At 68.7% G+C, this 19115-nt stretch carries 25 protein-coding genes; 23 read left to right on the top strand and 2 right to left on the bottom strand.

Going from position 1 to position 19115, the window contains the following annotated elements; genetic code table 11:
- The first annotated feature begins 141 nt into the window (after positions 1-141).
- The 3 genes from KFLA_RS30480 (at position 142) to KFLA_RS30470 (ending at position 3078) form a co-directional block, all read left to right on the top strand.
- Positions 142-681 carry a dihydrofolate reductase family protein gene (locus KFLA_RS30480; protein WP_012923697.1) on the top strand — a complete coding sequence of 180 codons (540 nt, stop codon included), beginning with the start codon at positions 142-144 and terminating at the stop codon, positions 679-681.
- Between the two features lie 260 nt (positions 682-941).
- Positions 942-2321: a nuclear transport factor 2 family protein gene (locus KFLA_RS30475; protein WP_012923696.1), complete on the top strand. Its 1380-nt coding sequence runs from the start codon at positions 942-944 to the stop codon at positions 2319-2321.
- Complete coding sequence (locus tag KFLA_RS30470; protein WP_148256775.1) at positions 2314-3078, top strand: maleylpyruvate isomerase family mycothiol-dependent enzyme; 765 nt, start codon at positions 2314-2316, stop codon at positions 3076-3078. Before KFLA_RS30475 ends, KFLA_RS30470 begins: the two co-directional genes overlap by 8 nt.
- Before the next feature lie 7 nt (positions 3079-3085).
- Here the strand turns inward: KFLA_RS30470 and KFLA_RS30465 are convergent, their stop codons facing one another.
- Both KFLA_RS30465 and KFLA_RS30460 read right to left on the bottom strand, forming a co-directional pair.
- On the bottom strand, positions 3086-4459 hold the full coding sequence (locus tag KFLA_RS30465; protein WP_012923694.1) for a DUF1501 domain-containing protein: 1374 nt from the start codon (positions 4457-4459) through the stop codon (positions 3086-3088).
- 75 nt (positions 4460-4534) lie between these two features.
- Positions 4535-6274, bottom strand: coding sequence for a DUF1800 domain-containing protein (locus KFLA_RS30460; protein ID WP_012923693.1), 1740 nt, complete (start codon positions 6272-6274; stop codon positions 4535-4537).
- 545 nt (positions 6275-6819) lie between these two features.
- Here KFLA_RS30460 and rpsL point away from each other — a divergent pair.
- From rpsL to rpsH, 20 genes are all read left to right on the top strand, one after another.
- A complete protein-coding gene (gene rpsL, locus KFLA_RS30455; protein ID WP_012923692.1) occupies positions 6820-7194 on the top strand; it encodes a 30S ribosomal protein S12 in 375 nt (124 codons plus the stop codon).
- Positions 7194-7664, top strand: coding sequence for a 30S ribosomal protein S7 (gene rpsG / locus KFLA_RS30450; RefSeq protein WP_012923691.1), 471 nt, complete (start codon positions 7194-7196; stop codon positions 7662-7664). The genes rpsL and rpsG overlap by 1 nt, the downstream gene beginning before the upstream one ends.
- A 122-nt stretch (positions 7665-7786) precedes the next feature.
- Positions 7787-9847: an elongation factor G gene (gene fusA, locus KFLA_RS30445; protein WP_049797650.1), complete on the top strand. Its 2061-nt coding sequence runs from the start codon at positions 7787-7789 to the stop codon at positions 9845-9847.
- Between the two features lie 72 nt (positions 9848-9919).
- On the top strand, positions 9920-11113 hold the full coding sequence (tuf, locus tag KFLA_RS30440; protein WP_012923689.1) for an elongation factor Tu: 1194 nt from the start codon (positions 9920-9922) through the stop codon (positions 11111-11113).
- Between the two features lie 366 nt (positions 11114-11479).
- Positions 11480-11788 carry a 30S ribosomal protein S10 gene (gene rpsJ, locus KFLA_RS30435; RefSeq protein ID WP_012923688.1) on the top strand — a complete coding sequence of 103 codons (309 nt, stop codon included), beginning with the start codon at positions 11480-11482 and terminating at the stop codon, positions 11786-11788.
- Between the two features lie 14 nt (positions 11789-11802).
- Positions 11803-12459 carry a 50S ribosomal protein L3 gene (gene rplC, locus KFLA_RS30430; protein ID WP_012923687.1) on the top strand — a complete coding sequence of 219 codons (657 nt, stop codon included), beginning with the start codon at positions 11803-11805 and terminating at the stop codon, positions 12457-12459.
- Entirely contained in the window at positions 12456-13169 is a 714-nt protein-coding gene (gene rplD, locus KFLA_RS30425; protein ID WP_012923686.1) for a 50S ribosomal protein L4, read from the top strand. The genes rplC and rplD overlap by 4 nt, the downstream gene beginning before the upstream one ends.
- On the top strand, positions 13166-13471 hold the full coding sequence (gene rplW, locus KFLA_RS30420; RefSeq protein ID WP_012923685.1) for a 50S ribosomal protein L23: 306 nt from the start codon (positions 13166-13168) through the stop codon (positions 13469-13471). The genes rplD and rplW overlap by 4 nt, the downstream gene beginning before the upstream one ends.
- Positions 13471-14304, top strand: coding sequence for a 50S ribosomal protein L2 (rplB, locus tag KFLA_RS30415; RefSeq protein ID WP_012923684.1), 834 nt, complete (start codon positions 13471-13473; stop codon positions 14302-14304). Before rplW ends, rplB begins: the two co-directional genes overlap by 1 nt.
- A gap of 15 nt (positions 14305-14319) precedes the next feature.
- Complete coding sequence (rpsS, locus tag KFLA_RS30410; RefSeq protein ID WP_012923683.1) at positions 14320-14601, top strand: 30S ribosomal protein S19; 282 nt, start codon at positions 14320-14322, stop codon at positions 14599-14601.
- A gap of 53 nt (positions 14602-14654) precedes the next feature.
- Positions 14655-15113 (top strand): 50S ribosomal protein L22, encoded by a 459-nt coding sequence (rplV, locus tag KFLA_RS30405; protein WP_012923682.1) that lies wholly within the window; start codon positions 14655-14657, stop codon positions 15111-15113.
- On the top strand, positions 15113-15958 hold the full coding sequence (gene rpsC / locus KFLA_RS30400) for a 30S ribosomal protein S3 (protein ID WP_012923681.1): 846 nt from the start codon (positions 15113-15115) through the stop codon (positions 15956-15958). Before rplV ends, rpsC begins: the two co-directional genes overlap by 1 nt.
- A gap of 3 nt (positions 15959-15961) precedes the next feature.
- The gene (gene rplP, locus KFLA_RS30395; RefSeq protein ID WP_012923680.1) at positions 15962-16381 is read left to right on the top strand and encodes a 50S ribosomal protein L16; all 420 of its coding nucleotides are present in this window, start codon (positions 15962-15964) and stop codon (positions 16379-16381) included.
- Positions 16381-16674, top strand: coding sequence for a 50S ribosomal protein L29 (gene rpmC, locus KFLA_RS30390; protein WP_012923679.1), 294 nt, complete (start codon positions 16381-16383; stop codon positions 16672-16674). Before rplP ends, rpmC begins: the two co-directional genes overlap by 1 nt.
- Positions 16671-16967 (top strand): 30S ribosomal protein S17, encoded by a 297-nt coding sequence (gene rpsQ / locus KFLA_RS30385; protein WP_012923678.1) that lies wholly within the window; start codon positions 16671-16673, stop codon positions 16965-16967. Before rpmC ends, rpsQ begins: the two co-directional genes overlap by 4 nt.
- Before the next feature lie 106 nt (positions 16968-17073).
- Entirely contained in the window at positions 17074-17442 is a 369-nt protein-coding gene (gene rplN, locus KFLA_RS30380; protein WP_012923677.1) for a 50S ribosomal protein L14, read from the top strand.
- Between the two features lie 2 nt (positions 17443-17444).
- The gene (gene rplX, locus KFLA_RS30375) at positions 17445-17852 is read left to right on the top strand and encodes a 50S ribosomal protein L24 (RefSeq protein ID WP_012923676.1); all 408 of its coding nucleotides are present in this window, start codon (positions 17445-17447) and stop codon (positions 17850-17852) included.
- Positions 17852-18424 (top strand): 50S ribosomal protein L5, encoded by a 573-nt coding sequence (rplE, locus tag KFLA_RS30370; RefSeq protein ID WP_012923675.1) that lies wholly within the window; start codon positions 17852-17854, stop codon positions 18422-18424. Before rplX ends, rplE begins: the two co-directional genes overlap by 1 nt.
- Before the next feature lies 1 nt (position 18425).
- Positions 18426-18611, top strand: coding sequence for a type Z 30S ribosomal protein S14 (locus KFLA_RS30365; protein WP_012923674.1), 186 nt, complete (start codon positions 18426-18428; stop codon positions 18609-18611).
- 94 nt (positions 18612-18705) lie between these two features.
- Positions 18706-19113: a 30S ribosomal protein S8 gene (rpsH, locus tag KFLA_RS30360; protein ID WP_012923673.1), complete on the top strand. Its 408-nt coding sequence runs from the start codon at positions 18706-18708 to the stop codon at positions 19111-19113.
- Positions 19114-19115: the final 2 nt, after the last annotated feature.

The raw sequence follows: 19115 nt of genomic DNA, 5'->3' as shown, positions 1-19115 counted from the left end.
GCTCGGCCGGACCATCGCGCACCGCTGGCAGGAACTGGCCACTTCGTACCTGCCCACGGTCGAGGTTGAAGAGCGGGTGACCGATTCCTTCTGCCGGTGGCCGGGGTCTGTTCGGGTAAACCCGGTTCTCTGGAGGAACGCATGCGCAAGCTCAAGGTCGGTGCTCTGCTCTCGGTCGACGGGATCCACGGGGAGCCGCGCTCCTGGGTCGGCTCGTACTTCGACGACGAGGCGGCGGCCGAGTCGTTGGCGGAGCTTCGGCGCGCGGACGCGATGCTGATGGGCCGCCACACCTACGAGTACTTCGCCCCCGCCTGGCCGAACACCCCCGGCCCGTACGCCGAACGGGTCAACGCGATCGCGAAGTACGTGTTCTCCTCGACGCTGGCCGGCACCGACTGGAGCAACGCGACCGTCGTCGCGGCCGATCCGGTGAAGAGCGTGGCGGAGTTGAAGACGCAGGGCGACGGGGACCTGGTGATCTACGGCTTCGGCCGGCTCGCGCAGACCCTGCTCGAGCACGACCTGGTCGACGAGCTCAACTTCTGGCTGCACCCGGTCGTCGCCGGCAGCGGTACTCCGGTGTTCCGATCGGGCATCTCCAGCCGGCTGGACCTGGCCGAGGTCAGCCACCGGCCCAACGGCGTCGTCTCCCTGTCGTACACCAAAGCCCCCGCCTAACCCCCGAACCCGCACCCCCCTGCCTTTTCAGGGGATAACCCGCCAAATGCTGGGTCTACCCGTCCGTATGCGGTGGGAGAACCCAGCATTTGGCGGGTTATCCCCCGGAATGGCGTGGGGGTGGGGCGGGGGGTGTGGCGCGGGTGGGTGGGGTGGTTCAAACGCTTGGTGGGTAGGGAATGTGCGTTGTGACGGACAGTCTCGGGACGTGGCGCGGGGTGGCGGCTGCAAGTGTCCCCGGGATAGGCCAAGATTGCTCCATGACGGATCTCCCGCCCTCCCTGCGACCGTTCGTGCTACCGGTCGAGGACGCCGGACAGGTGCGGGTGGAAAGGGTCGGCCACGTCGACCTGTACCACCCGGCCGGCACCGCCAGGACGGGCGCGATCCTCTTCGTGCACGGGGGTCCGGGCCCGGACGGCCTCGAGGTGAGTCCTCGGGACTGGCCGGTCTTCACCGGGTACGCGACCGTCGCCGCCCAGCGCGGTCTGGTGGCCGCGGTCGTGGACCACGGGTTGATCCGTGGCTTCGACCAGCTGTCCACCGCAGCCGACGACGTGGAGGCCGCCGTCGGTGTACTGCGGGCCGATCCGCGGGTGGATCCGGGGCGCGTCGCGCTCTGGTTCTTCTCCGGGGCCGGCCTGCTCGCGGGGGAGTGGCTGGACAGCCGGCCGGACTGGCTGCGCTGCCTGCTGCTGACCTATCCCCAACTCGCCACCCCGCCCGGTGTCGACGAGCTGGTCAACGCTGCCGAAGTGATCGGCAGACACGACCGGGCCGGTGGGATGGGAAAGGTTTCACCTACAGACCTGCCGGTGCTGCTGACGAGGGTCGGCCGCGAGCGCGCCGAGCTCGCCGGTCCGGTGGCGGAGTTCGTCTCCGCCGGCGGCGCCGCACTGGACATCATCGACGTTCCGAAAGGGCAACACGGCTTCGACATGCTCGACCACACCGAAGAATCCCGCGCCGCGGTGACCAAGGCGCTGGACTGGGCCATCGCGCACCTGGGTGAGGAACCCGCCGGCCAGCTTCCTCTCCCGGCCGCCTCTGCCGCGACCGCCACCAGCACCCTGCCTCCCCGACCCTCTACCTCCACTCCTTCGACTTCCACCCCGGCCCGTCCGGCGACGTCCGCCGGCTCGCCGGCGAAGCGCGCCGAGCCGGCTTCCACCATGTCGGCACCTGCCGATCAGCCGACGGAAGCCGTAACAGCAACGCCGGCTGCCGCCGACTCCACTGCACCCGCGGAGCCGGCGCCGCTGCCGGCCGCGGTGGCGGACCTGACGGCCGCCGTCGCCGCCGCGTTCGCCGCCGAGACCCCCGCGTCGCGAGTGGTCGACCGCGAGCACGCGATGTACGCGGCGCACGACCTGGAGGCCTTCCTCGCGCTCTACTCGCCGACCGCTCAGCTGCAGCTGGCCGACGGCGCGGTACTGCGGGGCCGCCGGTCGCTGCGCGAGCACTACCGGCCGCAGTTCGAGGCCGGCCGGTGCAAGACCGAGCTGCAGCAGCGGATGACGCTCGGCGACTGGGTGGTGGAGCAGTCGATCCGGCACGACTCCGACCAGGGGCCGGTGCCGACGATCGTGCTGTACCGCGTCCAGGACGGCCTGGTCGTCGAGGTCCGTTTCCTTGCCTGACCGCCCGATGCTCGACTACCTGGCGGAGCTCGACCGCACCGCGGCGGAACTGGCGACGGTGCTCGACACCGTCGACCCGTCCGCCGCGGTGCCGAGCTGCCCCGGGTGGACGGTCGCCGATCTGGCCCTGCACATCGGCGCCGGTCAGCGCTGGTCCGCCGCCATCCTGCTCAGCGGCGTCGAGCAGCGCCGTCCCGACGTCCTGCGGACGACCATCTCCTGGTCCGACTGGTACGCCGGCACGACCGCGGCGCTGGTCGCCGCCATCCGGGCCGTCGATCCGGACGAACCGTGCTGGAACTTCGCCCCGGTCGAGCAGCGCGCGGGCTTTTGGGTCCGGCGGCGGCTGCACGAGACCGCCGTGCACCTGGTCGACGCGGTCCAGGCCGCCGTCGGACCGCAGACCGGGCCGGACACTGGTCTGGAAGTGATACCTGCCCCGGTCGCGGCGGACGGCGTCGACGAGGTTTTCGGGGTGTTCCTGCCCCGGCTGCTGGCCCGCGGCTTCGCGCCGGCGGTCACCCGGCCGATCGGCGTACGGGCGGTGGACACCGGGGACGCGTGGTCACTGGCGCCGGCCGGCGACAGCGAGCCGCCGAAGGTCGAGCGAGGCCGAGCCGACGGGGAGGCGGTGCTGACCGGCACGGCTGCGGAGCTTCTGCTCTGCCTCTGGAAGCGCCTGCCGACCGAGCGGCTGACCGTCGAGGGCGATGCGCAGGTCGCGGCTCGTTTCCTCGCCGAACGCTCGACCTCCTAGCGGAGACCTAGGCCATCACGCCCAGCGGAGTGGGCTTCCAGCCCGGGAAGACCTTGCCGGCCTGCGCCTGGCTGAGCCCGAGCCGGCTCATCACGACCTCGGACAGCACGTCGCGGTAGTCGTTGGTGCCCGGCACGTCGCCCTGGTCCAGGACCTTCGGGGCGAGCCCTTCCCAGCGCCCGTGCACGCCGCCCTTCACCTTGCCGCCGAGCACCAGCGCCACGCCGCCGTGGCCGTGGTCCGCGCCGCTGTTCCCGTTCTGCTCCACTCGCCGACCGAACTCGCTCATCGTCACCACCGTGGTGTTGTCGAGCTCCGGCCCGAGCTCGGCGGTGAACGCCGCGAGCCCTTCCGCCACGGTCTTCAGCGACCGGGTCAGGTCACCGTTGTCGACTGTGCCGATGTCGGTGTGCATGTCCCAGCCGCCCAGGTCCACCGCCGCGACCCGGACGCCGGCCTTGTTCTTGATCAGCTGGGCGAGCGTGGCCAGCGCCGACCCGAAGTCCCCCTCGGGATAGCCGCGATCCTTGGGCTGTCCCTGGGACTCCTGGTGGTAGCTCTGCGCCTTCGCCGACGCCTGCAGGGCCGCGAGCCCTTGCACGCCGAGCGGATGGTCGATCCCGGTGTAGAGGGTCTCCAGCGCGGCGAGCGTCTGCGGTGCGACACCGTCGATGCCCTTGACGGTGAAGTCCTTCAGCGACGTCAGCATGATCGGGTTCGTCGGCCCGAGCAGCGAACGGGTCATCCGCGCGCCGACCCCCAGCCCGCGGAACGTCGTACCGGGACCTAGCTGGCTCAGCACCCGGTCGAGCCAGCCGGACTGCACCGACGACCGCGCGGCGCCGCCACGTTCCAGACAGTCCTGCGCCTGGAAGTGACTGCGGGACAGGTCCGGCGTGGACACCGCCGGTACGGCGGCCAGCCGGCCCGAGGTGATCAGCGGCGTCAACGGAGCCAACGACGGGTGCAGCCCGAAGTCGCGGCCGAACGTGATCAGCGACGACGCCCGGACGGCGATGCCCGGCCGCGCCTTCAGCAGCTCCGGGTCGTCGGCCGGAACCAGGACGGACAACCCGTCCATGCCGCCGCGCAGGAAGATCACCACCAGCGTCCCGGTCGGATCGGCTCCCGGCGCGGCCCAGGAGATGCGGGTCGTCACCAGCTGGCCGGCCACCGCGGCGACGCCGACTCCGAGGCCGCCGGCGAGCAGCCGGCGCCGGGTGAAGCCGTGGCTCCACCGCTCCTGGCGGTCGTCGGTCTCGGTCGCCACAGCGGCGGCCTCGGCCCGGACGGCCGCATCGGCGGCGGTCGGTCCGAGCCGTTGCCAATCGGGGCAGTCGGGGTGCAGGGAGGAGAGGACGTCCTGATCGGGGCGGTTCATGTTCGCGGGAACTCCTGCCGGTAGTGCGAGGGGATCGGCCGGGTCACCGGCCGGAGTGGATTCGGTGGCGACGCGTCAGCGGGCCAGGAACTGCGGCGAGTCGAGGACCAGAGCGACGACGTGCCCGGCCTGCCACTGCATCCGGCCCTGGTCGACCCGCGCACTGGTCTTGGCGCCGACGAAGGTGGCGAGTGCGCTGCGCTGCCGGGCGTTCGGGCGCTGGCCGATCAGACGTTCGCCGAGCCGGTCGAACCACGCCCGGTAGGTGTCACCCGGGCGGGGACGGAGCTCGGCCGGGAGCTTCTCCCGCTTCAGGCCCTCCCACCAACCGTGCGACAGCGCCCGGTGGCTCGACCAGCGCTCCAGCATCTGGCCCGCCGACGACCAGGCGGGCGCCACGTCGGGATAGCCGTTCGGCGACGGCCAGGCCAGCGGAGCGTGGCCGAGGTTGTTGAGTTGCCAGTACATGGCTTCCAGGCCCTTGCCGGTACTCGGACCGAAGGGCAGGTCGAGCGCGCGGGCGGTCGAGACCACGTCCTCCAGCGGGCGCTTGGTCTTGCAGCCGAGCGAGTTCCAGAACTCCCCGCTGCGGAACAGCGCGGTCAGCACCGGCAGGATCGCGGTGTCGCTGCGCAGGTAGACGTCGGCCAGCCGGGCCACCAGGGCCGGCGGCGGGACGTCGTCGACGAAGCGGACCACCAGTTTGCGGGCGATCGTCCGGGCGGTGGCCGGGTGCTTGGCGAGGTAGTCGAGGTACCGGTCGCCCATCCGCAGACCGTCCTTGCCGGAGGTGTTCGCGGCGGACCAGTCGAGCACCTTCACCCGGCCGGTCCGGTGCCGCTCCGGCTTGTACTCGAACCGGCCCTGCTCGTTCGCGCCGCGCCCGCTCAGGACGTACGCGCTGCTGCGCATGTCCTTCTCGGTGTAGCCGGAGGAGACCCCGACGGTGTGCAGCTCGAGCAGTTCCCGGCCGAGGTTCTCGTTGACGCTCTCGCGGGTCGACGCGTCGTTGTCGAGGTAGCGCAGCATCGCCGGGTGCCGCATCGCCGCCTTCAGCATGTCGGCGTACCGGCCGAAGGCGTGCTTGCGGATCACGTCGGTCGCGTAGCCGGGGGCGACGTCCCAGCCGCGGTCCGACGGCGTCGCGACGTGCAGGTGGTTGGCGAACACGTCCACGACGACCTCGAACAGCTGCCGGCGGCCGAACACCTGCCGGCCCAGCGTGCCGAAGCCGGTCTGGAACATCGCGTCCCACGAGTACTTCGTGATCGAGCGCTGGATCGTGCCCGGGTCGGCGCCCGCCAGCTTGAACGCCCGCCAGGCCTGGTCTCCCGACGGGTCCTTCGCCGTCGGTGACAGCTGGGCGGCGAGCCAGCGATCGACGCCGAGCTCACGCAGGCTCTCCACGTCGGCCGGCCGAGGGCCGAAGGTGACCCGGTTGAGCAGGTGCCGCTGGGCCTGGGCGGTGCTGAGCGGTCCCGCCTTGGCGACGAGCAGGCCCGGTTCGGTGCGCCCGGCCTTGGCCGCCTGGGCGAATCCGGCGTAGTCGCGGGTGACGCCGGACTTGGCCGTGGTCGTCTTGGGCCGACGCTTCTCACCGGCGACGAAGCTGGAGTCGCGGTCGTCGTCGGGCGCCGCGAGCCCGGGCCGCTGGGCGACCGCCGCGCGGCTGGTCGGCGTACTGGGGCGAAGCGGAGCGCCAGGGGCGGCGGCGACCCGGTTCGCGAGGCTGTCCGGCCGGGACAGGAGTTCCACGGCCGTTCCGCCGGCAGCCAGTACGCCGGCCACCGCGCCGACCGCGGCCCGGCGGGTCACCGGAGACTTCGGGTCCTCCGGCGGCGGGCCGGGCGGGCCGGACCTGGCAACGGCGCGATGTCGAGGGGGACGGGGGACAGGGGGGTGATCCACGAAGGTGCTCCCGAGCGTGACGCGGTACGACAGGCTCCCCGTTATCGAGTCGTTACTCCCGATGGGCGTGACTATGCCGCAGCGGCCGCGCGGCCCCAACGGTCCGGGCCGGAGATTTACCGCGATCACACATTCACGTTCGTGATGGCCCGGGCCCGGTGTGGCGTGAGTGCGGCGGCAAGTCCGGTAGACTGGCGGTGCGGCCGCGTCCCGTCGTACTCACGGTGTTCTGTTTTGACCGTGCTTGGGGCAGCCGCTAGTCTTAACGATCGTGCCCGGGTCATCCTGGGCCGTCATGCGTGCCCCTCGCTCCACGGGTCAGCGCGCGTGGCACGGGACATCTGCCGACAGTCAGAGATTACGGCTCCGGTACACCCGTGCGCACGCGACACACCCGACTGCGGGGGTCGGGCGCGCAGCAACCGACCGGACGACAGAAAGAGACCTACGCGGTGCCCACCATTCAGCAGCTGGTCCGCAAGGGCCGCCAGGACAAGGTGTCCAAGAACAAGACGCCGGCCCTGAAGGGTTCCCCTCAGCGTCGTGGTGTGTGCACGCGCGTCTACACGACCACACCGAAGAAGCCGAACTCGGCGCTTCGCAAGGTCGCGCGTGTCCGCCTCACCAGCGGCATCGAGGTCACCGCCTACATCCCGGGTGTCGGCCACAACCTGCAGGAGCACTCGATCGTGCTCGTGCGTGGCGGCCGTGTGAAGGACCTGCCCGGTGTCCGGTACAAGATCATCCGCGGTTCGCTCGACACCCAGGGTGTGAAGAACCGGAAGCAGGCTCGCAGCCGGTACGGCGCGAAGAAGGAGAAGAGCTAATGCCGCGCAAGGGTCCCGCCCCGAAGCGGCCGGTCATCATCGACCCGGTCTACAGTTCGCCGCTGGTCACCCAGTTGATCTCCAAGATCCTGGTGGACGGCAAGAAGCAGATCGCGCAGAGCATCGTCTACACGGCCCTCGAGGGCACCCGGACGAAGACCGGCACCGACCCGGTCATCACGCTGAAGCGCGCTCTGGACAACGTGAAGCCCAGCATCGAGGTGAAGAGCCGCCGTGTCGGTGGCGCCACCTACCAGGTGCCGATCGAGGTCAAGCCCGGTCGCTCGACCACGCTCGCCCTGCGCTGGCTCACGTCGTACTCCCGTGCGCGTCGCGAGAAGACCATGGCCGAGCGTCTGATGAACGAGATCCTGGACGCGTCCAACGGTCTCGGTGCGTCGGTGAAGCGCCGTGAGGACACGCACAAGATGGCCGAAGCCAACAAGGCTTTCGCCCACTACCGCTGGTGAACCGGGGTCCGAACAGGACCCCAGGCCCACCCCTTTTTACGCACCACAGAAGCGAGAGGTAGACCACCGAGGTGGCCGTACAAATCACCACCGACCTGGCCAAGGTCCGCAACATCGGGATCATGGCGCACATCGACGCGGGCAAGACGACGACGACCGAGCGGATTCTCTTCTACACCGGTATCACCTACAAGATCGGTGAGGTCCACGAGGGCGCTGCCACGATGGACTGGATGGAGCAGGAGCAGGAGCGCGGCATCACCATCACGTCCGCCGCGACGACCTGCACCTGGAAAGACCACACCATCAACATCATCGACACCCCGGGTCACGTCGACTTCACCGTCGAGGTGGAGCGTTCGCTGCGCGTCCTGGACGGCGCCGTCGCCGTGTTCGACGGTGTCGCCGGCGTCGAGCCGCAGTCCGAGACGGTCTGGCGGCAGGCGGACCGGTACGGCGTACCGCGGATCTGCTTCGTCAACAAGCTGGACCGCACCGGCGCGGAGTTCATGCGCTGCGTCGACATGATCCGGGACCGGCTGGCCGCCGTGGCGCTGGTCATGCAGTTGCCGATCGGTGCCGAGTCGGACTTCATCGGCGTCGTCGACCTGGTCGAGATGCGGGCCCTGACCTGGCGTGGCGAGACCGTGATCGGTGAGGACTACACGGTCGAGGAGATCCCCGCCAGCCACACCGAGCTGGCCGCCGAGTGGCGCGACAAGCTGATCGAGACGCTGGCCGAGGCCGACGACGAGATCATGGAGATGTACCTCGAGGGCGAGCAGCCGACGGTGCCGCAGCTGAAGGCGGCCATCCGGCGGGCGACCCTGGGCAGCAAGCTGACCCCGGTGCTGACCGGTACCGCGTTCAAGAACAAGGGCGTCCAGCCCCTGCTCGACGCGGTCAACGACTACCTGCCGAGCCCGCTCGACGTGCCGGCCATCGAGGGTCACGACGTCAAGGACGCCGAGCAGGTCGTGCTGCGCAAGCCCGACGACAGCGAGCCGTTCTCCGCGCTGGCCTTCAAGATCGCGGCCGACCCGCACCTGGGCAAGCTGACCTTCATCCGGGTCTACTCCGGCAAGCTCGAGGCGGGTTCGCAGGTGCTGAACCCGACCAAGGGCCGCAAGGAGCGGATCGGCAAGATCTACCGCATGCACGCGAACAAGCGTGAGGAGATCGCGTCGATCGGCGCCGGCCACATCGTCGCGGTGATGGGTCTGAAGGACACCACCACCGGTGAGACGCTGAGCGACCCGGGCAACCCGGTCGTGCTCGAGTCGATGCAGTTCCCGGCCCCGGTCATCTCGGTCGCCATCGAGCCCAAGTCGAAGGGCGACCAGGAGAAGCTGGGCGTCGCGATCCAGCGGCTCGCCGAGGAGGACCCGACCTTCCAGGTCCGGACCGACGAGGACACCGGCCAGACGATCATCGCGGGCATGGGCGAGCTGCACCTCGAGGTGCTGGTCGACCGGATGAAGCGCGAGTTCCGGGTCGAGGCGAACGTCGGCAAGCCGCAGGTCGCCTACCGCGAGACCATCAAGAAGAAGGTCGAGAAGGTCGACTACACGCACAAGAAGCAGACCGGTGGTTCGGGTCAGTTCGCGCGTGTGATCATCAACATCGAGCCGACCTCGGCCGAGGCCGGTGGCGAGGGCGGGTACGAGTTCGTCAACGCCGTCACCGGTGGCCGGATCCCGCGGGAGTACATCCCGTCGGTGGACGAGGGTGCCCAGGAAGCGATGGAGTTCGGCGTCCTGGCCGGCTACCCGATGGTGGATGTCAAGGTCACCCTGACCGACGGCGCCTACCACGATGTCGACTCGTCCGAGCTCGCGTTCAAGATCGCCGGTTCGATGGCGTTCAAGGACGCCGCCCGGCGGGCGAACCCGGTCATTCTCGAGCCGATGTTCGCGGTCGAGGTCACCACGCCCGAGGACTACATGGGTGAAGTGATCGGCGACCTCAACTCACGCCGCGGCCAGATCCAGTCGATGGACGAGGGCCCCGGTGGCAGCCGGGTCGTGAAGGCCCTGGTGCCGTTGTCCGAGATGTTCGGGTATGTCGGCGACCTGCGGTCGAAGACCCAGGGCCGCGCGTCCTACTCGATGCAGTTCGATTCCTACGCCGAGGTTCCGAAGAACGTGGCGGAAGAGATCATCAAGAAGGCTCGCGGCGAGTAATCTCGCCCCGGACCAACCCACCCACAGCGCGTCGGCGTACGGCGTAAGTCAACATTTTCCAGGAGGGCCCCAGTGGCTAAGGCGAAGTTCGAGCGGACTAAGCCGCACGTCAACATCGGCACCATCGGTCACATCGACCACGGTAAGACCACTCTTACCGCGGCGATCACCAAGGTGCTGCACGACAAGTACCCGGACCTGAACGAGGCGTCGGCCTTCGATCAGATCGACAAGGCGCCGGAAGAGCGCCAGCGCGGTATCACCATCTCGATCGCGCACGTCGAGTACCAGACCGAGGCCCGGCACTACGCCCACGTCGACTGCCCGGGGCACGCGGACTACATCAAGAACATGATCACCGGTGCGGCTCAGATGGACGGCGCGATCCTGGTCGTCGCCGCCACCGACGGCCCGATGCCGCAGACGCGTGAGCACGTGCTGCTCGCCCGTCAGGTCGGCGTGCCGGCGATGGTCGTCGCCCTGAACAAGTGCGACATGGTCGACGACGAGGAGATCCTGGAGCTCGTCGAGCTCGAGGTCCGCGAGCTGCTCTCCGAGCAGGAGTTCGACGGCGACAACGCGCCGATCGTCCGCGTCGCCGCTCACCCGGCGCTGCAGGGCGACGCCAAGTGGGGCGAGTCGATCATCGAGCTGATGAACGCGGTCGACGAGTACATCCCGCAGCCGGAGCGCGAGATCGACAAGCCGTTCCTGATGCCGGTGGAGGACGTCTTCACCATCACGGGTCGCGGCACGGTCATCACCGGCCGGATCGAGCGCGGTGTCATCAAGGTCAACGAGACCGTCGACATCGTCGGCATCCGTCCGGAGAAGCAGACCACCACGGTCACCGGTATCGAGATGTTCCGCAAGCTGCTCGACGAGGGCCAGGCCGGTGAGAACGTCGGTCTGCTGCTTCGTGGCACCAAGCGCGAGGACGTCGAGCGCGGCATGGTCGTGATCAAGCCGGGTACGACCACCCCGCACACCAACTTCGACGCCTCGGTCTACATCCTGTCGAAGGAGGAGGGCGGCCGTCACACGCCGTTCTTCCAGAACTACCGGCCCCAGTTCTACTTCCGCACCACGGACGTCACCGGCGTCGTCACGCTGCCCGAGGGCACCGAGATGGTCATGCCGGGCGACAACACCGACATGTCGGTCGAGCTGATCCAGCCGATCGCCATGGAAGAGGGCCTGAAGTTCGCGATCCGGGAGGGTGGCCGCACCGTCGGCGCCGGCCGGGTCACCAAGATCGTCAAGTGATCTCACGAGGTCCGCGAGGGCTCGCTCTCTGAGCCCCCGCGGACCTCTGCTTTGCGCCAGGTCCGGCGCCCCTGAGGCACCGGATCCGGCGTGGAGCCACCCGATTGGCATTCCGATGCCGATCTCTGGCACAATATTCAGGTTGCTCAGGCGAGGCCGCCGGGGCGCGCCCCAGGACCGTTTTCCGGTCTGGCTGGTGCGCCGGACCGGAGACCATGCCGAGGTTCCGGTCCGAGACCGGGCCCCGATCACCATCCCAGGATCGAAGAGTTGCTGCTGGCGCACGTATGTGCCCCGGACGCGACACACCCGACCTCGGGGGTCGGAGCAACAAACGAAGACGATAGAGAAGGACGAAGCGAAGCGATGGCGGGACAGAAGATCCGCATCCGGCTGAAGGCCTACGACCACGAGGTCATCGACAGCTCGGCGCGCAAGATTGTCGACACGGTGACGCGTACTGGTGCGAAGGTTGCTGGCCCGGTGCCGTTGCCGACGGAAAAGAACGTGTTCTGCGTCATCCGCTCGCCGCACAAGTACAAGGACAGCCGCGAGCACTTCGAGATGCGCACCCACAAGCGGCTCATCGACATCATCGACCCCACGCCGAAGACCGTCGACTCGCTGATGCGGCTCGACCTCCCGGCCGGTGTCGACATCGAGATCAAGCTCTGAGGGAACGCAGACCTATGAGCAATCAGAAGAACACGCGAGGGCTGCTGGGCACCAAGCTCGGCATGACCCAGACCTGGGACGAGAACAACCGAGTCGTTCCCGTCACCGTGATCCAGGCCGGTCCGTGCGTGGTGACCGAGGTTCGCACCTCGGCCAGCCACGGCTACGACGGCGTCCAGATCGCGTTCGGCGACATCGACCCGCGCAAGGTGACCAAGCCCCTGCGCGGCCACTTCGAGAAGGCCGGTGTGACCCCGCGCCGGCACCTGCTGGAGCTGCGCACCGCCGACGCGAGCGAGTACACGCTCGGCCAGGAGATCAAGGCCGAGGCCTTCGCGGCCGGCGAGGTCGTCGACGTCTCCGCCACCAGCAAGGGCAAGGGCTTCGCCGGTGTGATGAAGCGGCACGGCTTCCACGGTCTGCGCGCCACCCACGGTGTGCACAAGAAGCACCGGTCGCCGGGCTCCATCGGCGGTTGCGCCACCCCCGGACGGGTCTTCAAGGGCCTCCGGATGGCCGGCCGGATGGGCAACGAGCAGGTCACCACGCAGAACGTGAAGGTGCACGCGATCGACGCCGAGCGCGGCCTGATCCTGATCAAGGGTGCGGTTCCCGGTCCCAAGGGCGGCCTCGTGCTGATCCGCAACGCCGCGAAGGGAGCCAGCAAGTGAGCACCGTCGACGTAGTCGTCGTCAAGGGCGACAAGGTGAGCAAGAAGGGCTCTGCCGAGCTCCCCGCCGAGCTGTTCGACGTCCAGGTCAACATTCCGTTGATCCACCAGGTCGTGGTGGCCCAGCTGGCCGCCGCCCGCCAGGGCACGCACAAGGTGAAGTCCCGCGGTGAGGTCTCCGGCGGTGGCGCCAAGCCGTACCGCCAGAAGGGCACCGGCCGCGCCCGCCAGGGGTCGACCCGGGCGCCGCAGTTCACCGGTGGTGGCGTCGTGCACGGCCCGACCCCGCGCAACTACAGCCAGCGGACCCCGAAGAAGATGATCGCCGCCGCGCTCCGCGGTGCGCTGTCCGACCGGGCCCGCGACGGCCGCGTGTTCGTCGTCGAGAACTTCGTCGACGGTGACACCCCGTCCACCAAGGCGGCCGTCAAGGCGCTGACCGAGATCACCGGCCTGGTCAAGGCGCTGGTGGTCATCGACCGCGACGACGAGCTGACCTGGCTGAGCCTGCGCAACGTGCCGACCGTGCACCTGATCGCGTACGACCAGCTGAACGCCTACGACGTGCTGTGCAGCGACGCGGTGGTCTTCACCCGCGCCGCGCTCGACGGCTTCGTCGCCGGCGCGCCGAAGGGCAAGTCCGTCAAGGCTGTCGCGACGTCGACCGAAGCCGAGCAGGAGACTGCGCTGAACGAGGAGGCGGGAGCATGAGCCACGGAGTCAACAAGGACCCGCGGGACGTGCTGCTGCGGCCGGTCGTGAGCGAGAAGAGCTACGGCCTGCTGGACGAGCAGAAGTACACGTTCGAGGTCGCGCCGGACGCCAACAAGACCGAGATCAAGCTCGCGGTCGAGAAGGTGTTCTCCGTCCGGGTCAAGGACGTCAACACGATCAACCGCAAGGGCAAGCGCCGTCGGACCCGTTCCGGCTGGGGCAAGCGCCCTGACACCAAGCGAGCGATCGTCAGCCTGTCCGGCGACGACCGCATCGACATCTTCGGAGGCCAGTCGTAATGGGTATCCGCAAATACAAGCCGACGACGCCGGGCCGCCGTGGCTCGAGCGTGGCCGACTTCGTCGAGCTCACCCGATCGACGCCCGAGAAGTCGCTGCTGCGTCCGCTGCCCAAGAAGGGCGGCCGGAACAACTCCGGCAAGATCACCACCCGGCACCACGGTGGCGGTCACAAGCGGGCGTACCGGCTGATCGACTTCAAGCGGTACGACAAGGACGGCGTGCCGGCCAAGGTCGCCGAGATCGAGTACGACCCGAACCGCACCGCGCGGATCGCACTGCTGCACTACGTCGACGGCGAGAAGCGCTACATCCTCGCCCCGTCGAACCTGAAGCAGGGCACGATCGTCGAGAACGGTCCGGCCGCCGACATCAAGGTGGGCAACAACCTGCCGCTGCGCAACATCCCGGTCGGTTCCACGGTCCACGCGGTCGAGCTGCGGCCGGGCGGTGGCGCCAAGATGGCCCGCTCCGCCGGTTCCAGCATCCAGCTGGTCGCGAAGGAAGGCCGGATGGCCACCCTGCGGATGCCGTCGGGCGAGGTCCGGATGGTCGACGTGCGCTGCCGCGCCACCCTCGGTGAGGTCGGCAACGGCGAGCAGTCGAACATCAACTGGGGCAAGGCGGGCCGGATGCGCTGGAAGGGCAAGCGCCCGACCGTCCGTGGTGTCGCGATGAACCCGGTCGACCACCCGCACGGTGGTGGTGAGGGTAAGACCTCGGGTGGACGTCACCCGGTGTCCCCGTGGGGCCAGCCGGAGGGCCGGACCCGCACCCGCAAGGAAAGCGACCGCATGATCGTCCGGCGCCGCAAGGCCGGCAAGAAGCGCTGATAGGGAGCCGGACAGATGCCACGCAGCCTCAAGAAGGGCCCGTTCGTCGACCACCACCTGATGAAGAAGGTGGAGGTGCAGAACGAGAAGGGCACCAAGAACGTCATCAAGACCTGGTCCCGCCGATCGATGATCGTGCCGGACATGATCGGCCACACGCTCGCGGTGCACGACGGCCGTAAGCACGTGCCGGTGTTCGTGACGGACGCGATGGTCGGGCACAAGCTCGGCGAGTTCGCTCCGACCCGGACGTTCAAGGGTCACGAGAAGGACGACCGCAAGGCACGGCGTCGCTGACCTCGGTCGACGACGAAGCGCAGAGCAGAAACCTACGGAGAGATTCGAACATCATGAGCGTTCAAGAGCGTAGGGCCGTCAGTGCCCGTCGCGAGAGCCTGCTGGGCGACGAGCCCGGGGCCTTCGCGGTCGCGCGCTTCGTCCGCGTGACGCCGATGAAGGCGCGCCGCGTGGTCGACCTGGTGCGCGGCATGGGCGTCGACGACGCACTCGCCACTCTGAAGTTCGCCCCGCAGGCCGCTGCCGCGACCGTGTACAAGGTCGTCGACAGCGCCGCGGCGAACGCCGAGGGCACCGAGCACCTGAGCCGGGCCGACCTGGTCGTGGTGAAGGCCTACGTGGACGAGGGCCCGACGCTGAAGCGTCACCGCCCCCGTGCGCAGGGCCGCGCCACCCGGATCGACAAGCGGACCAGCCACATCACCGTGGTCGTGGGCCCGCGTGCCGACGAGGAGCCAGCCAAGAAGGCCGACGGCAAGAAGGCCGCTGACAAGAAGGGCAGGACCCGCTAGTGGGCCAGAAGGTAAACCCGCACGGGTTCCGCCTCGGTATCAGCACGGACCACAAGAGCCGCTGGTACGCCGACAAGCTGTACAAGGACTACGTCGGCGAGGACGTCAAGATCCGCCGTCTGCTGAGCAAGGGCATGGAGCGCGCCGGCATCTCCCGCGTGGAGATCGAGCGCACCCGTGACCGGGTCCGGGTCGACATCCACACCGCCCGTCCGGGCATCGTCATCGGTCGCCGTGGCGCCGAGGCGGACCGGATCCGGGGCAGCCTCGAGGAGCTCACCGGCAAGCAGGTGCAGCTGAACATCCTCGAGGTCAAGAACGCCGAGGTCGACGCGCAGCTGGTCGCCCAGGGCGTGGCCGAGCAGCTGTCCGGCCGCGTGGCGTTCCGCCGCGCGATGCGCAAGGCGATGCAGACCACCATGCGTGGCGGCGCCCTGGGCATCCGGATCCAGTGCTCCGGCCGGCTCGGTGGCGCGGAGATGTCGCGCTCGGAGTTCTACCGCGAGGGCCGGGTGCCGCTGCACACGCTGCGCGCGGACGTGGACTACGGCTTCTACGAGGCCCGTACGACCTTCGGCCGGATCGGCGTGAAGGTCTGGATCTACAAGGGCGACGTCGCCGGCTCCCGGGCCGAGCGCGAGGCGCAGGCCGCGGCCCGCGCCGCGACGCAGCAGCGCCGTCCGGCCCGCCGGGACGACCGCGGTGGCCGCGGTGGTGAGCGCGGTGACCGTGGTGGCCGTCGCGACGACCGCCGGGACAACGCCCGCACCGAGGCCCCCAAGGCCGAGGCCGCGACCGCGCCGGCAGCCGACAAGCCCGCCGAGACGACCGGAACGGAGAGCTGAACCATGCTCATCCCCCGCAAGGTCAAGCACCGCAAGCAGCACCACCCGAAGCGCTCCGGCGCTGCCAAGGGTGGGACCACGCTGGCCTTCGGTGACTTCGGCATCCAGGCGCTGGAGAGCCACTACGTCACCAACCGGCAGATCGAGTCCGCTCGTATCGCGATGACCCGGCACATCAAGCGTGGCGGAAAGGTCTGGATCAACATCTACCCGGACCGCCCGCTGACCAAGAAGCCGGCCGAGACCCGGATGGGTTCCGGTAAGGGTTCGCCGGAGTGGTGGATCGCCAACGTGAAGGCCGGCCGGGTCATGTTCGAGCTCTCGGGCGTGCCCGAGGACATCGCTCGCGAGGCCATGCGCCGCGCGATCCACAAGTTGCCGATGAAGTGCCGCTTCATCTCCCGAGAGGCAGGTGAGAACTGATGGCTACCCTGACCGCCGCCGAACTGCGGAACCTCGGAAAGGACGAGCTTCTGGAGAAGCTCGGTAACGCCAAGGAGGAGCTGTTCAACCTCCGGTTCCAGGCTGCCACGGGTCAGCTGGAGTCCCACGGCCGGCTGCGCGCCGTCCGGAAGGACATCGCTCGCATCTACACGGTGCTGACCGAGCGCGCGCTCGGCATCACCGAAGAGGTGGACGCGCCGGCCGCCACCGAGGCTGAGGTAGAGGCCGAGGAGACCGCGGACGACAGCGAGAAGGCTGGGAGCAAGGCATGACCGAGAACGTAGCAAAGGACGAGACCGTGAGCACGACCCAGGCGCGAGGCCGCCGCAAGACCCGTGAGGGTCTGGTGCTGAGCGACAAGATGGACAAGACCGTCACCGTCGAGGTCGAGGACCGGGTCAAGCACAAGCTGTACGGCAAGGTCATCCGCCGTACCAGCAAGCTCAAGGCGCACGACGAGCAGAACGCCGCCGGCATCGGCGACCGCGTCCTCCTGATGGAGACCCGGCCGCTGTCGGCCACCAAGCGGTGGCGCATCGTCGAGATCCTCGAGAAGGCCAAGTAGGCCCGGCCACGAGGTCTCGGTCACGCCCAGCTGTACCCAATCGAAATCATTCGTTCCGCAAGGCTCACGTGAGTGAGAACCAGCGAGACAACCAGGAGATCAACAGATGATCCAGCAGGAGTCGCGACTGAAGGTCGCCGACAACACGGGTGCGAAGGAGATCCTTTGCATCCGCGTGCTCGGTGGCTCCGGTCGGCGCTACGCCGGTGTCGGCGACACGATCGTCGCCACCGTCAAGGACGCGATCCCGGGTGGTGGTGTGAAGAAGGGTGACGTCGTCAAGGCGGTCGTCGTGCGGACCGTGAAGGAGCGCCGGCGTCCGGACGGCTCCTACATCCGGTTCGACGAGAACGCCGCCGTCATCCTCAAGGCCGACGGCGAGCCGCGCGGCACCCGCATCTTCGGGCCGGTCGGCCGGGAGCTGCGCGAGAAGCGCTTCATGAAGATCATCTCGCTCGCTCCGGAGGTGCTCTGACCATGGCAGACCAGGCAGCCAACAAGTCGCAGCGCAAGCTGCACGTGAAGAAGGGTGATCTCGTTCGCGTGATCACCGGCAAGTCCAAGGGCCTCGAGGGCAAGATCATCTCGGTACAGCCCGACGCGGAGCTCGTCGTCGTCGAAGGCGTGAACCGGGTCAAGAAGCACACCAAGGTGCAGCAGGCCCAGCGCGGCGGCACCACGGGCGGCATCGTCACCCAGGAGGCACCGATCCACGTCTCCAACGTGATGCTGCTGGTCGAGGTCGAGAAGGACGGCAAGAAGCAGAAGGTGACCACCCGCGTCGGGTACAACCGCGTCGAGGTGCAGAAGCGGCGCCCCGACGGTTCGACGTACACCGGTTACCGGAGCGTCCGGATCGCGCGGCGTACCGGCGAGGAGATCTGATGACCACCGCAGTGACCGAGGCGAAGACACAGCCCCGGCTGAAGACCAAGTACCGCGAAGAGATCGTCGGCCAGCTGCAGGAGCAGTTCCAGTTCGAGAACGTCATGCAGGTGCCCGGGCTCATCAAGATCGTGGTGAACATGGGTGTCGGCGAGGCGGCGCGTGACTCGAAGCTGATCGACGGCGCGATCAAGGACCTGGCCGCGATCACCGGGCAGAAGCCCCAGGTGACCAAGGCCCGCAAGTCGATCGCGCAGTTCAAGCTGCGCGAGGGCATGCCGATCGGCGCGCACGTGACCCTGCGCGGCGACCGGATGTGGGAGTTCCTGGACCGGCTGCTGGCGCTCGCGCTGCCCCGGATCCGCGACTTCCGCGGTCTGTCGCCGAAGCAGTTCGACGGCAACGGGAACTACACCTTCGGCCTGACCGAGCAGGTGATGTTCCACGAGATCAACCAGGACCGGATCGACCGGGTCCGGGGCATGGACATCACCGTGGTGACCAGCGCCAAGAACGACGACGAGGGGCGGGCGCTGCTGCGGCAGCTCGGCTTCCCGTTCAAGGAGAACTGACGTGGCGAAGACAGCACTCAAGGTCAAGCAGGCCCGGAAGCCCAAGTTCGCGGTGCGCGGTTACACGCGCTGCCAGCGGTGCGGCCGGCCGAAGGCGGTCTTCCGCAAGTTCGGCCTGTGCCGGATCTGCCTGCGGGAGATGGCGCACCGGGGCGAGCTGCCCGGCGTGACCAAGTCCAGCTGGTGACCGACCTGTTCAGCACCGCACTTTTCTCCACCCACCATCTAGTCACCGTAGGTCGCCGGCCGGCGAAACCACGGCGGGAAAGAGGCCCCAGGCCATGACGATGACCGACCCGATCGCAGACATGCTGACGCGTCTGCGCAACGCCAACCAGGCGTACCACGAGTCGACCTCGATGCCGTACAGCAAGATCAAGCAGGGCATCGCCGACATCCTCCAGCAGGAGGGCTACATCTCCTCCTACAAGGTGGAGGAGCCCAAGGAGGGCACCGTCGGCAAGACCCTGATCGTCGACCTCAAGTTCGGGCCGAGCCGGGAGCGCTCCATCGCGGGCGTGCGCCGGATCAGCAAGCCCGGGCTGCGCGTGTACGCGAAGTCGACGAACCTGCCGAAGGTGCTCGGTGGCCTCGGCGTCGCGATCATCTCGACGTCGCAGGGACTGCTGACCGACCGACAGGCCAAGAACAAGGGCGTTGGCGGGGAAGTCCTCGCCTACGTCTGGTGACG

The organism is Kribbella flavida DSM 17836, assembly GCF_000024345.1.
Lineage (GTDB): Bacteria > Actinomycetota > Actinomycetes > Propionibacteriales > Kribbellaceae > Kribbella > Kribbella flavida.
Note: the sequence above shows the minus strand (reverse complement) of the source record. Positions and strands in the feature narration are given on the sequence as shown.